Genomic DNA, 12,491 nt, shown 5'->3' with positions numbered 1-12,491 from the left:
CTTCGGCCGCGTGGTTCCAATATAACTATTGTCTGTTTAAATCCACGTCGCCCCCCCCCCCCGCACCCCGTTGGTGTTGGGGGTTGTGCCGGCCCCGCCCCCCCGGCCCGCCCCGGCAGGTTTCCCTGCCGGCCCTTCTCCCCTGCACCGATCCACCCCTGCTCATCGGCCCCGCAGTCAGTGCTTCAGGGTGTCCTTGGCCTTCTGGCCGGTCTGCTTGGCGTCCCCCGCGACCTGCTCCGCCTTGCCCTTCATCACCATGCTCTCGTTGCCGACGGCCTTACCCGTCGTCTCTTTTACCTTGCCCTTCGTGACCTTGGCCACGTTCTTCGACTTCTTGCCGGTAGCCATCTCACTCTCCTCCACACCCCGAACCGGTGTAGCGATCAGGATTCGATCCAGGCTTTTACCCCGAATGGCGGCAATCACGCATGCCGGTCGATATCACCCGTGGCGATCCTCAGTGTCTCCGGGCGGCTACCAGTCGGTAGAGCGCCAGGAGGATGACGGAGCCGACAATGGCCGCGATCCATGTGGAGAGCTCGAAGAATCCGTCGATGGAGTCGACTCCGAAAATGACCTTGCCGAGCCATCCGCCCAGCAGTCCGCCGGCGATGCCGATCAATATCGTGACGATGACACCGCCAGGGTCCCGGCCCGGCATCAGGAACTTCGCGATGATCCCGGCGAACAGACCCAGCAGGATCCAGCCGATAATTCCCATGGGATCCCCTTTTCCTGGTTACGACTCTTCTGTACGTCCGTATTCACCGCTGGACCGGTTGCAAACATGGAAAGAATCCGGCGGCGGCCCGCGGCACGCCGGCCGGCGCCCGCGCGGCGTGCGGGCGGGGCGGGCCGGGGCGCGGTTCGAACACCGGGTCGGCTGACGCGCTAGGCCTGCCGAAGCGCCGACCGGGAAAGTACGATCAAGAGATGTCCGACATGACCGAGACCACACCCGGCTGGCTCAGCACCGACGAGCTGCACACCGCCAGAGCCCGGATGCCGATCCTTTACGTCGAGGCCGTGCCCGTACGCGTGGACGACAGCGGCGAAGTCACCGGGATCGGACTGCTCCTGCGGATCGGTGCCGACGGAACGATCAGCCGGACCCTGGTGTCCGGCCGCGTCCTGCACCACGAGCGGATCCGGGACGCGCTGCTCCGGCACCTGGAGAAGGACCTCGGCCCGGTCGCCCTGCCGCGGGTCCCGGCCTCCCTGCAGCCGTTCACGGTCGCCGAGTACTTCCCCACGGCCGGCATCACGCCGTTCCACGACCCGCGCCAGCACGCGGTGTCCCTCGCGTACATCGTGCCCGTGAGCGGGGACTGCCGGCCCCGCCAGGACGCGCTCGACCTGGTGTGGCTGAGTCCGCAGGAAGCGGCCTCGCCCGCGGTGCAGGGCGAGATGCCCGGCGGTCACGGGGCGCTCCTCAAGCAGGCCCTCGCGCACGTCGGACACATCTACTGAGTCGTGCCCGCCGTCAGGCGGACACGGTCGGTTCGGCCCCGGGCCCGGTGTCGGGTGAGTCGGGGCCGGGCCGGCCGTCCCGCAGGGCGCGCCGGGCGCGGGAGGCCCGTACGGCGCGCGTGATGCCGTAACCGAGCAGCCAGGGGACGAGGGTGTCGGCCAGGACGAACACGGCCGTGTAGCCGAGGAGATCGTCGCTCCAGGTCGCGTCGTCCCACCGCTCCGGCCGGAACAGGTAGAAGGCCGGGGCGCCCAGCGGCTCCAGCGGCAGCAGCACCGACCACAGGCGCGGCCGCCGGCCGGGACGCCGGGCGCACCACACTCCCATCGCGCCCATGACGAACGGTCCGAAGACCACCCACAGCATCACCGGAAGGACGACCGGCACCACCCACCAGCCGTCCTCGAAGCCGAACATCATCTCGACGCCCCCCTGACATCGCCCATGTGACGGCTTCCATGGTGCGCCCGGCGGGCCGACGGCGGTACGGGTTGACGCCGGGTCAGCCGGTGACGGCCAGCTGCCGGATGGCGGGCAGGTCGGCGTAGAGGTGCTCGCCGGGGCACTCGGTCGGGTAGCCGTCGCGGTGGCCCGAGATCCGCTTCATGGTGACCACCTGGCCCTTCTTGTAGCGGCCGTTGTCCGCCGCCGCGGTGAGGTTGACGGTGCCGGCGGGGTCGTAGCCGTACAGGCCGAGCTTCCAGCCGGCGACGTGCGCGATCGCGTCGAGCACCGGCGGCGTGGAGACGGCCGTGTTGTAGTCGCCGAGCACGGCGATGCCGGCGGTGTCGGTGTTGAAGCCGTAGGTCTGGGCACCGAGGACGGGCTGGTCGACGCCGCCCGCGCGGCCCTCGAAGACGGTGCCGCACGTGTCGACGAGGAAGTGGTAGCCGATGTCGTTCCAGCCCTGGCCCTGCACGTGGTAGAGGAAGATCGAGCGGACGATGCCGGCCGACTGGTCGCAGGTGTAGTCGTTGCTGCCTGCGGTGTGGTGGACGAAGACCGCCTTCGTCTCGGTCGTGTACGTCGGTGGGTTCAGGACCAGCGATTCGTCCGCGCCCCAGCCGGACCGCGGCGTGACGACGGGCTGCGTCGCCGAGGTCACCGCCGTGGGCGTCCGGTCCGTCTCCGTCTCCGTCTCCGCGTCCGTCGCGCCGGCCGTCGGGTCGACGAGTTCGACCCTCAGGCCCGCGGGCAGCCTGGCCCCGGCGTCGGGCCCCGCGGTAACCCGCACCTGCAGGCCGTCGGACGGGCCGGTCCACAGCGGCTGCGTGCCGGCGCGCACGTCGGCGGCGCGGCTGTCGGGGCCCACGTCGGGCGTGCGGACGTCCTGGTCGAGCGTGCGCCAGGCGGACCAGGCGCCCGTGCGCAGGTCCCGGGTGCGGACCTCGGCCGTACCGCCGAGCGGAGCCCGGGAGTCGGTCCAGGTGAGGCCGAGCATGCTGAAGGGCGCGGTGCGGTGGGCGGGCAGGGCGCGTCGTGCCGGGTCTGCGCCGTCGAGCGTGACGTGACGCAGGCCGTGGCCGCCGTCGGCCGCGAACCCCGCCGGTACGGGTGCGGGCGCCGGCGCGGCGGCGCTGGGCGCGGCGAGACCGGTGGTGGCGAGCACGACGGCGGCGAGGCCGGCGACGGTGGCGGCGCGGGCGGTCCGGCCGAGGAGGTTCGGGATCACGGTGTTCCTTGGAGTTCGAGGTCGGTGCGGGAGGTGGTGTTGGAGGCGGCGCGGCACCTGCTCCGGCCCGCGGTCCCCCGAAGGCGCCCTCGGCGGTGGAGCTCGCCCGCGCCGGCCACGGGATTCCCTTGCGGTTTCCGGGCCATGGGCGGCACGGCTTCTCTTTCGTTCCGTTCACTCGGCGGGAAATGCCGCTGCGTTATACACCGGGGAGATCCGCCGGATCCAGGAAGCGGAAGTATCGGGCGAAGGTGGCGTCTCGTACGGCCGAGCCGCCCGTTCCGGCTCCTTACGCCGTCCGAGTGCCGCTCCACCGCCACCCGCGCACCACCCGCGCACCACTCGCGCACCGCCCGCGCGCGTCCCGGAAACGGCAACAAAGATTGCCCGCGACGACGTGGTCCCCGCACCCTGGCGGCGGAGGTGATCGCCATGACCGGCGCCAACAACAACCCGCAGGACCGGACCTCGTACGACGTCATCGTGATAGGCGGCGGGGCGGGTGGGCTGAACGCCGCGCTCGTCCTCGCCCGGGCCCGTCGCACGGTCGCCGTGGTCGACGCCGGGGAGCCGCGCAACGCGCCCTCGGCCCACATGCACAGCTTTCTCTCCCGTGACGGCGTCTCCCCGCTCACCGTGCTGGAGACCGGTCGCGCGGAGATCGCGCGCTACGGCGCCGTCCTGCTCCAGGGCCGGGTCGACCAGGTGGACGCGGCCGAGGCCGGCGGGTACGTGGTGCGGCTGGCCGGCGGGGCGACGCTCGGCGCCCGCCATGTCGTCCTGGCCACGGGACTGCGCGACCGGCTGCCGGAGATCCCGGGCGTGCGCGCGCTGTGGGGCGAGGACGTGCACTTCTGCCCGTACTGCCACGGCTACGAGGTGCGTGACCAGCCCATCGTCGTCCTCGGCGTGCATCCCGCGTCGCCGGGCCAGGCGCTGCTGCTGCGTCAGTGGTCGTCCGACGTGCGCTACGTGGCGCACGACCGGCCGCTCACCGCCGAGGAGCGGGAACGGATGGACGCGCGCGGAGTCGAGGTCTTCGACGGGCCGGTGGCCACGCTGCTGAGCAAGGAAGGACGGCTGCGCGCGGTGGAACTCGCCGACGGGCGGACGCTGGAGTGCTCCTCGGTCTTCCTCTTCCCGACGATGACGCCCAACGACTCCGCCTTCGAGGGTCTCGGCTGTGCGAGGGACGAGCAGGGCTGGCTGCTGACCGACCGGGCGGGCCGGACCAGCCGCCCCGGCCTGTGGGCCGTCGGCAACGTGGTCGACCCGCGCGCCCAGGCCGTCACGGCGGCGGGCATGGGAGCGGCGGCGGCGTTCGCGCTCAACCACGACCTGGTGGACGAGGAGATCGAGCGGGACCTCGCCGCGCACCGCTCGGCCTGACCCGTACGCGCCCGGCGCCGCGCCCCGATCCGTGCCCGACTCCCCCGCCCGTCTCCCCCGCCCGTCTCCGGCTCACCCGCCGGAGGCGGGCGCCTTGCGTTGCGGCCGGGCCCGTACGTGCATGCGCTCGCCCTGGCGGCCGAAGAGGCTCAGCACCTCGACCGGGCTCTCGCCGGTGCTGCCGAACCAGTGCGGCACCCGGGTGTCGAACTCGGCCACCTCGCCCGGGTCGAGCACCAGGTCGTGGTCGGCCAGGACGAGCCGGAGCCGTCCGGAGAGCACGTACAGCCACTCGTAGCCCTCGTGGGTGCACAGTTCGGGCGTGTCCCGGCTCGCCGGGAGCACCATCTTGTAGCTCTGGAGGGGCCCGGGCTGGCGGGTCAGCGGGAGCACGGTGTTGCCGTTCACGGCGTGCGGTTTGAGCCGGACGCGCGGGTCGCCGACCTCGGGCGCGCCGACCAGTTCGTCCAGCGGCACCTGGTGGGCCTGGGCGATGGGCAGCAGGAGTTCGAGGCTGGGGCGGCGCTGGCCGGCCTCCAGACGGGACAGGGTGCTCTTGGAGATGCCGGTGGCCTCCGACAGGGCGGCGAGGGTGACTCCGCGTGCGGTGCGCAGCCGCTTGAGCCGGGGGCCGACGGCGGACAGGGCCTGGGCGATGATCGGGGACTGCTCCACGCCGCCATTACAGCGATCCGCTCCCGAAACCGCAACGCAGGATGCTGATTTGGCACCGCGCGCCCGCCAGCACGGAGGCGCGCCCGCCGCGCCCGCCGCGCCCGCCGCGCCCGCCGCGCCCGCCCGCACGGAGGCGCGCCCGCCGCGCCCGCCCGCACGGAGGCGCACCGCCCCGCACGAAGGCCCGCCCCCCACGGAGCGTGCCGCACGAAGGCCCGCCCCCCACGGAGCGTGCCGCCCACCGGCTCCCCGGCGGACGGCACGCGGCACCACACGGCCGTTCAGGCCCTCACAGGCCGAGCGAGCGGCCGATCAGCTCCTTCATCACCTCCGTCGTCCCTCCGTAGATCGTCTGCACCCGGCTGTTGGCCCACTCCCGGGAGATCGCGCTCTCCTTCAGATAGCCGAAACCGCCGTGCAGCTGGAGGCAGCGGTGGGCGATGTCGACCTGGAGCTCGGTCGTCCACCACTTCACCTTCGCCGCGTCGGTCACCGAGAGCCGCCCGGCGTTGAGTTCCGCCACGCAGTGGTCGAGGAAGACCTGGGCGATGGTCAGTTCGGTGTCCATGGTGGCGAGTTGGAAACGGTTGTGCTGGAAGCTGCCGATGGCCTGCCCGAAGGCCTGCCGGGTCTTCGCGTACTCCAGCGTGTCCGCGATCATCCGCTCCGACGCGCCGACCGCCACGGTCGCGATGCTGAGCCGCTCCCGCGGCAGCCCGGCCATCATGTAGGCGAGTCCGGCGTTCTCCTTGCCGATCAGGTTCTCGGCGGGCACCCGGCAGTCGTCGAAGAACAGCTCGCAGGTGTCGCTGGCGTGCCAGCCGAGCTTCTCCATGCGCCGGCCTCGGGTGAAGCCGGGCGTGCCGCGCTCCACCACGAGCAGGCTGAGGCCCTGGGCGCCGCGCTCGGGCGCGGTCTTGGCGGCGACCACGACGACGTCGGCGTTCTCGCCGTTGGTGACGAAGGTCTTCTGTCCGTTGAGGACGTAGCCGTCGCCGTCGCGTACGGCGGTGGTGCGGATGTCGGCGACGTCGGAGCCGGCGTCGGGTTCGCTCATCGCGATGGCCGCGATCAGCTCGCCCGAACAGAGGCCGGGCAGCCACCTCTTGCGCTGTTCCTCGGTGGTCCGCTCGGCGAGATAGGTGGCGATGACGTCGTTGTGGGCCACGAATCCGGGCGCCGTCGCCCGGGCCCACATGATCTCCCGCGCGAACACGGCCGGGTAGCGGTAGTCGGGTTCGCCGCCTCCGCCGTAGGCCGGGTCGACGCCGGTGCCGAGGAGCCCGGCCCGCCCGGCCTTGCGCCACACCTCGCGGTCGACGATCCCCTCCCGCTCCCAGCGGGCGTGGTGCGGGAGGACCTCACGGGTCAGGAACTCCCGGCAGGTCTCCCGGAACTGCTCGTGCTCGGGCTCGTAGCCGTTGCGCGTCGGCATGCGGTCATCCCTCCCCGGGGTCGGTGTCGTCGGCGATGATCGTCAGCGTCTCCTTCGGGCGCTGGACGGCCGCGAAGTGGCCGCCCTCGATCTCCACCCGCCGCACCGCCGCCGTGCTGTGCGCGGCCCACGGCCAGACCCGCTCCGGCGGCGCGTGCACGTCCTCGCGGGCGGCGACGAGGGTGAGCGGGAAGTCGACCTCCAGCGTGGACGCCTCGGCCCGGAACTCGGCCCGTACGGCGTCGTCCTCGCGGAGCATCCGCAGCAGGATGCGGCTCATCGTCGGGTCGGCGAGCACGGCGGGCGGTGTGCCTCCGTCGGCCGCGGTGCGGGCGAGCAGCTCCTCGTCGGGCACGTCGGCGAGCAGCCGTCCGGGCCGTTGGAGCGGTGGCGGTACGGCGCCGGAGAGCACGGCCCGGACGGGCGGCAGGTCCAGCTGGCGGGCCACGGCCGCGGCCACGGCGAGGCCCGTGGTGGCGCCGAAGCTGTGTCCGAAGACCGCCCAGCGCAGGCCGGGCGTCCGTTCGCGTGCGGCGAGCAGGTCGGCCGCCACCTGCTGGGCCATGGACCGCACCAGGGCGTGGAAGCCGGCGGCCCCGCGTTCCCGGCGGCGGGCGCCGCGGCCCGGCGCGTCGACGCCGTGGACGAGGAGGTGCGGTTCGCCGAGCCGTCGCCAGCTCCGGTAGACGAGCGAGGTGGCGCCGGCGTGCGGGAAGCAGTAGAGCCGTACCGGTGGCCTGGGGCCTGTCTGCACGGTCACTCCTTCGTACCGCGGGCCAGTTTCTCGGCCAGCATCAGGGTGGTGAGGTTGGTGGGCGCGCTGGGGATGGTGGGGAAGAGGGAGGCGTCGGCGATCCGCAGGTTCTCGGTGCCGTGCACGCGGCCGTCCTGGTCGGCGACGGCGTACGGGTCGCTCGCCGGGCCCATCCGGCAGGAACCGGCCGCGTGCCAGCCGGGGTTCATGATGTGGCGGACGCCGCTGCGCAGCACTCCGTCGTTGGCGATCATGCGGTCGCTCCAGAACTGGGTGCGCTCCAGCCGGCCGGCCAGTCCGGGCGAGCGCAGCAGGCCCCAGGCGCGGCGTACGCCGTGGCAGAGCCGTTCGACGTCCTCGGGGTCGGTGCCGAGGCCGAGTTCGATGACGGGCGCGGCGGCGGGATCGGCGCTGTCGAGGAAGACCCGGCCGCGGGAGCGCGGGCGCAGCAGCATCACCGACAGGCCGACGACCAGCGGCCAGCCGAGCCGGTCGACGAAGCCGGGCACGGTGTGGCTCTCCACGTTGTTGAGCAGGCCGGTCTGGATGTCGACGTCGTCGTCGAAGCCGCTGCTCATCCGGGCGGCGACCTGCCGCCAGGGCAGGCCCGGCGTGCAGACGCCGTCGGCGGGCCTGGACCAGATGACGACCGAGGGGTGGTCGACGAGGTCGCGGCCCACGCCGGGCAGGTGGGCGACGGGCGGGATGCCGAGGGCCCGGAGCAGGGCCGCGTCGCCGACGCCGGAGCGCTGAAGGACGACGGGTGTGCCGACGGCTCCGGCGGCGAGCACGACGTGCCGGGCGCGGACGGTGGTCAGGGTGCCGCCCGTCTCGGCCTCGACGCCGACGGCCCGGTCGCGTTCGAACAGGACCCGGGTGATCCGGACGCCGGTGCGCAGGTGGAGGTTGGGCAGCTCGCGGGCGGCGGAGAGGAAGGCGGTGGCGGCGTCGACGCGTTCGCCGTCGACGGCGTTGCCGGGGATGGCGCCGACGCCGGCCTCGGCGCCCGCGTTGAGGTCCTCGAGATCGGTGACGCCCTGCCGGTTGCACTCGGCCCAGAAGGCCGCGTCCAGGGGATGGACCCGGTCGCGCGGCGTGCGGCGGACGGGCAGCGGTCCGCTGTCGCCGTGGAGGTGGCCGGGGAAGTCGGCGTCGTTCTCGATGTCCTTGTAGAAGGGCAGGACGCGCTCCCACGACCAGTCGGGATTGCCGGCCGCCTCCCAGGCGGCGAAGTCGCGGGGCAGTCCGCGCAGGGCGATGGCGCCGTTGACGGCGGAGCCGCCGCCGACGACCTTGCCGAGCTGGTAGGGGAAGCGTTCCCACAGTGCCCGGGCGGCGGTGCCGGTGGTGTCGCCGCCGCGGAGCAGGGCCTCCAGGCGGTCGCTGGTGCGCAGGTTGGCCTTGTAGTCCCAGTTGTAGCCGGCCAGGACGAGCCGGCCGGCGTCGGCGAGCGGGTGGGCGCGGTCGCGGGGCCGCGGCTGGTCGGGGCCGGCCTCCAGGAGCAGGACGTGGCCGGAGTCGCGGGCGGCGAGGCGGGCGGCGGTGAGGGCGCCGGCGGAGCCGGAGCCGACGACGACGTGGTCCCACTCGGCGACGGCGGGGACGGCGGGACCGGCTTCGCGGTCCTGGGGTGCGGGACCGGCTTCGCGGTCCTCGGGTGCGGGACCGGCTTCGCGGTCCTCGGACATGGGGCCGGGACGGGGTGTGGTGGTCACGCGGCGGTCTCCTCGGCGGAGGCGAGCAGTTCGGCGAAGGAGGCGATGGAGGCGTTCATGAAGAGGCCCTCGACCATCTCCTGCTCGGTGTCGCCCTCGATGCCGAACTCGCTCCGGAGCAGGGCGAGCAGGCCGACGGCGTGCAGCGAGTCGCCGCCGATGTCGAAGAAGCCCTCCTCGACGCCGAAGTCGGCGTGGCCGAGCTGCTGGGACCAGAGGGCGAAGAGACGTTCCTCCAGGCGGTCGCGGGGCGCGACGCGTGCGGTGGCGCCTTCGGTGTCGTCGTTCCAGGGCGTGGGGAGCGCCTTGTGGTCGATCTTTCCGTTGACGGTGAGAGGCAGGGTGTCCAGGGTGAGGAAACGGCTGGGCACCATGTATCCAGGCAGTTGGGCGGCGAGCGCCTCGCGCAGGGCGGCCGGGTCGGGTGCGGTGCCGGGCTCGGGCACCACGTAGGCGGCGATCTGCCGCTGTCCGGTGCGGGCGTGGGCGGGCGCGGTCACAAGTGCGCTGCTCACTCCGTCCTGCCGCAGCAGGGCGGCCTCGATCTCGCCGAGCTCGACACGGTAGCCGTTGATCTTCACCTGGAAGTCCTCGCGGCCGAGGATCTCGATGTCGCCGCCGGGCAGATAGCGGCCGAGGTCGCCGGTCCGGTAGATCCGTTCGCCGGTGACGGGGTGGACGAGGAAGCGTTCGGCGGTGCGGACGGGATCGCCCAGGTATCCCTGGGCCACGCCGACGCCGCCGATGTGGATCTCGCCGGTGACGCCGACCGGCGACGGCTCCAGCCACTGGTTGAGGACGTGCATGGTCTGGTTGGCCAGCGGCTTTCCGTACGGGATACTCGCCCACTCGGGGCGCACGGCCTCGACGGGGTGGTGGATCGACCAGATCGAGCCCTCGGTGGCGCCGCCGAGGCTGATCACCCGCATCGCGGGGAGCTTCTCGCGGATCCGGTCCGGCAGGTCGACCGGGATCCAGTCGCCGCTGAGCAGGGCGAGGCGCAGCCGGCAGCCGCGCGGGACGGCGCCGTCGCCGAGCGAGTCGATCCACATCCGCATGGGCGCGGGCACGCTGTTCCAGATCGTGACGCCGTAGCGGCCGATGAGCTGCGACCAGTGGGCGATGTCGTTGCCGCGGGCCGGGTCGGGCACGACGACGGTGCCGCCGGCGCCGAGGACGCCGAAGACGTCGTACACGGACAGGTCGAAGCCGGTGGGCGCGAGCGCCATCGTGCGGTCGTCGGGGCCGACGCCGAAGCGCCGGTTGATGTCCTGCACGGTGTTGGCGGCGCTGCGGTGGGTGATCATCACGCCCTTGGGTTCGCCGGTGGAGCCCGAGGTGAAGATGACGTACGCCAGGTCGTCGGGGCCCTGGCGGCGCTCGGGCGCCTCGGCGGGGCAGGCGAGGGTGGCCTCGTCGTCCGCGGTCATCACGGTGACGCCCGCGGGCCAGCGCAGGGTCTCGCGCAGGTCCGGCTCGGTGACCACCGCCCGCACGGAACATCGTTCGAGGAGTTTCAGGCGCCGCTCCTCGGGCAGCTCGGGGTCGACGGCGACATAGGCGGCGCCGCTGTGCAGGACGCCGAGCAACGCGGAGTACTGGGCGGCGCCGGGCCGCATGGAGACGGCGACGATCTCGTGGGGCGCGGTGCCGGGGCCGCGGAGCAGCCGGTGGGCGATCCGGTGGGCGGTCTCGGTCAGCCGGCGGTACGAGGTCTCCGCACCGGGCGTGATCACGGCGGGCGCGTCGGGCGCGCGCCGGGCGGCCTCGGCGACCAGTTCGTGCAGCAGCGCCGGCGGGATGTCCTCGGCGGTGGCGTTGGCGCGGGCCCGTTCCTCGGCCTGGCCGGCGGGCAGCGGCACGATGCCGCGGGTGGCGTCCCACAGCGCGGGCTCGTCGGCCAGTCGGCCGAGCAGCGTCACGTACGCCTGGAACATGGCCTCCAGGGTGCCGTCCGGGAAGAGGCCCTCGACGGCGTTCCAGTTCACCGAGATCCGGCCGTCGAGCTGCAGGATCTGGTTCTCCAGCCACACCTGCGGGGTGCGGCTGTGGTCGTGCACGAGCGGCCCGAACGCCTCCAGGCGGCCGGCCGCGGGCTCGCCGCCGTCGGCCTCGGCGCCGAGCGTGCTGGAGAAGACGACGGGCATCGAGGCCCGGCCGTCGTCCCTGCGGCGGGCCAGTTCGCGCAGCACCCGGATGCCGCTGTGGGTGGAGTGGGCGAGGTCCTCCAGGGCCCGCTCCTCGAGTTCGCGCGCCCGCTGCCCGAAGCTCTCCTCGGGCCGGCCGCCGACGGCGAGCAGGCTCGGCGCGAGGAAGTCGCCGACGATCGCGTCGGCCTGCGGGTGCAGGCCGAGGCGGTGGAACTGGGTGACGGTGAGCGTGAACTCCTGGCGCCGCGACCAGGTGCGCACCACCTCGGCGTAGGCCGCGAGCAGCACGCCCGACGGGGTGAGGCCGTGCCGGGCGGCCGCCGCGCGCAGCGCCGCCCAGCGCTCGGGCGCGAGGGCGGCCCGGTGGCGTACGAACCGCGGTGTGCCGAGCTGTTCGGGGGCGACGGCCAGCGGCAGTTCGGGGGCGGGCGGCAGGGTGTCCAGGCGCTCGGCCCAGTAGGCGGCGTCCTCCCGGCCGACGGTGTCGTGGCGCAGCTCCTCGTGCGCGAGGACGTAGTCGCGGAAGGCCGGCTCCGGCGGCTCGGGCCGCCAGTGCGGGTCGTCGTAGTGCCGGCGCCACTCCTCCAGGAGCCGGTAGAGACCGCGCATGTCGAGGAAGAGCAGGTCGACGGCCAGGTGCAGCCGGACCCGGTCGCCGTCGAGGAGCGTGGCCCGGACGTCCCACAGCGGCGCCCGGTCCAAGGGCAGCACCTGCTCGGTCAGTTCGGCGCGCACGCGGTCGAGGCGGGCCGCCCGCTCGCCGGCGGGAAGGTTCCGCGCGTCGGTGACGGCGATGGTGTACGGCGTGATCTCGTCGTCGGTGAGCACGCGCTGCGTCTGGTCGGGGCCGGCCACCGTGCGCAGCGCGTCGTGGCGGGCGATCAGCTGACGCAGGGCCTGGGTCAGCCGGTCCACGTCGAGACCGGGGCAGTCGCACTCGAGGTAGTACTGGCTGGATATGCCGCCGAGTTCCAGGCCCTTGTGGCGGCCGATCAGATAGGCCTGCTGGATGTCGGTGAGCGGGAACGGCTCGTGCCGCTGCTCGGGCCGCGGCTTGAGATCGGGCAGCCTTTTCCCGTCGAGCCGGGTCCGGCCCGCGCCGTCGCGCAGCTTGGCGAAGAGATCCTCCATCGACGTCCGTCCCTTTTCTCGGTCGCCCTGACGGGCTTTCCCATTTCCTGACGGAAAAGGACGTTAGGCAGCGGCGCATTCGGCCTCAATACGGTC

Annotated in this window: 11 protein-coding genes; 2 read left to right on the top strand and 9 right to left on the bottom strand. The window is 73.3% G+C overall.

What is annotated here, in order from left to right; all coding sequences use genetic code 11:
* Positions 1-177: 177 nt before the first annotated feature.
* On the bottom strand, positions 178-351 hold the full coding sequence (locus ACIGO8_RS32950; RefSeq protein ID WP_399738335.1) for a CsbD family protein: 174 nt from the start codon (positions 349-351) through the stop codon (positions 178-180).
* A 109-nt stretch (positions 352-460) separates the two neighbouring features.
* Positions 461-724 carry a GlsB/YeaQ/YmgE family stress response membrane protein gene (locus ACIGO8_RS32945; protein WP_399738333.1) on the bottom strand — a complete coding sequence of 88 codons (264 nt, stop codon included), beginning with the start codon at positions 722-724 and terminating at the stop codon, positions 461-463.
* A 221-nt stretch (positions 725-945) separates the two neighbouring features.
* Here ACIGO8_RS32945 and ACIGO8_RS32940 point away from each other — a divergent pair, with 221 nt between their 5' ends.
* Positions 946-1,473, top strand: coding sequence for an NUDIX hydrolase family protein (locus ACIGO8_RS32940; RefSeq protein ID WP_399738348.1), 528 nt, complete (start codon positions 946-948; stop codon positions 1,471-1,473).
* 13 nt (positions 1,474-1,486) lie between these two features.
* Here ACIGO8_RS32940 and ACIGO8_RS32935 read toward each other — a convergent pair whose 3' ends face one another.
* Both ACIGO8_RS32935 and ACIGO8_RS32930 read right to left on the bottom strand, forming a co-directional pair.
* A complete protein-coding gene (locus ACIGO8_RS32935; RefSeq protein ID WP_399738331.1) occupies positions 1,487-1,894 on the bottom strand; it encodes a hypothetical protein in 408 nt (135 codons plus the stop codon).
* A gap of 82 nt (positions 1,895-1,976) precedes the next feature.
* Positions 1,977-3,146, bottom strand: a complete 1,170-nt coding sequence (locus ACIGO8_RS32930) for a peptidoglycan recognition protein (RefSeq protein ID WP_399738329.1) — start codon at positions 3,144-3,146, stop codon at positions 1,977-1,979.
* Between the two features lie 432 nt (positions 3,147-3,578).
* Here ACIGO8_RS32930 and ACIGO8_RS32925 point away from each other — a divergent pair, with 432 nt between their 5' ends.
* On the top strand, positions 3,579-4,535 hold the full coding sequence (locus tag ACIGO8_RS32925; protein WP_399738327.1) for an NAD(P)/FAD-dependent oxidoreductase: 957 nt from the start codon (positions 3,579-3,581) through the stop codon (positions 4,533-4,535).
* Positions 4,536-4,607: 72 nt separating this feature from the next.
* Here the strand turns inward: ACIGO8_RS32925 and ACIGO8_RS32920 are convergent, their stop codons facing one another.
* The 5 genes from ACIGO8_RS32920 to ACIGO8_RS32900 form a co-directional block, all read right to left on the bottom strand.
* On the bottom strand, positions 4,608-5,210 hold the full coding sequence (locus ACIGO8_RS32920) for a helix-turn-helix domain-containing protein (RefSeq protein ID WP_399738325.1): 603 nt from the start codon (positions 5,208-5,210) through the stop codon (positions 4,608-4,610).
* Between the two features lie 289 nt (positions 5,211-5,499).
* Entirely contained in the window at positions 5,500-6,645 is a 1,146-nt protein-coding gene (locus ACIGO8_RS32915; protein WP_399738323.1) for an acyl-CoA dehydrogenase family protein, read from the bottom strand.
* A 4-nt stretch (positions 6,646-6,649) separates the two neighbouring features.
* A complete protein-coding gene (locus ACIGO8_RS32910; RefSeq protein ID WP_399738321.1) occupies positions 6,650-7,399 on the bottom strand; it encodes a thioesterase II family protein in 750 nt (249 codons plus the stop codon).
* A 2-nt stretch (positions 7,400-7,401) separates the two neighbouring features.
* Positions 7,402-9,114, bottom strand: a complete 1,713-nt coding sequence (locus tag ACIGO8_RS32905) for a GMC family oxidoreductase (RefSeq protein WP_399738320.1) — start codon at positions 9,112-9,114, stop codon at positions 7,402-7,404.
* Positions 9,111-12,395, bottom strand: coding sequence for an amino acid adenylation domain-containing protein (locus ACIGO8_RS32900; protein WP_399738318.1), 3,285 nt, complete (start codon positions 12,393-12,395; stop codon positions 9,111-9,113). Before ACIGO8_RS32900 ends, ACIGO8_RS32905 begins: the two co-directional genes overlap by 4 nt.
* Positions 12,396-12,491: the final 96 nt, after the last annotated feature.

This window comes from Streptomyces sp. NPDC053493, from assembly GCF_044544825.1.
Classification (GTDB): Bacteria; Actinomycetota; Actinomycetes; order Streptomycetales; family Streptomycetaceae; genus Streptomyces.
Note: the sequence above shows the minus strand (reverse complement) of the source record. Positions and strands in the feature narration are given on the sequence as shown.

What these genes read in the sequence shown, in the direction of transcription:
- ACIGO8_RS32950 (WP_399738335.1), bottom strand. Translation starts at nt 351, where the DNA reads ATGGCTACCGGCAAGAAGTCGAAGAACGTGGCCAAGGTCACGAAGGGC.
- ACIGO8_RS32945 (WP_399738333.1), bottom strand. Translation starts at nt 724, where the DNA reads ATGGGAATTATCGGCTGGATCCTGCTGGGTCTGTTCGCCGGGATCATC.
- ACIGO8_RS32940 (WP_399738348.1), top strand. Translation starts at nt 946, where the DNA reads ATGACCGAGACCACACCCGGCTGGCTCAGCACCGACGAGCTGCACACC.
- ACIGO8_RS32935 (WP_399738331.1), bottom strand. Translation starts at nt 1,894, where the DNA reads ATGATGTTCGGCTTCGAGGACGGCTGGTGGGTGGTGCCGGTCGTCCTT.
- ACIGO8_RS32925 (WP_399738327.1), top strand. Translation starts at nt 3,579, where the DNA reads ATGACCGGCGCCAACAACAACCCGCAGGACCGGACCTCGTACGACGTC.
- ACIGO8_RS32915 (WP_399738323.1), bottom strand. Translation starts at nt 6,645, where the DNA reads ATGCCGACGCGCAACGGCTACGAGCCCGAGCACGAGCAGTTCCGGGAG.
- ACIGO8_RS32900 (WP_399738318.1), bottom strand. Translation starts at nt 12,395, where the DNA reads ATGGAGGATCTCTTCGCCAAGCTGCGCGACGGCGCGGGCCGGACCCGG.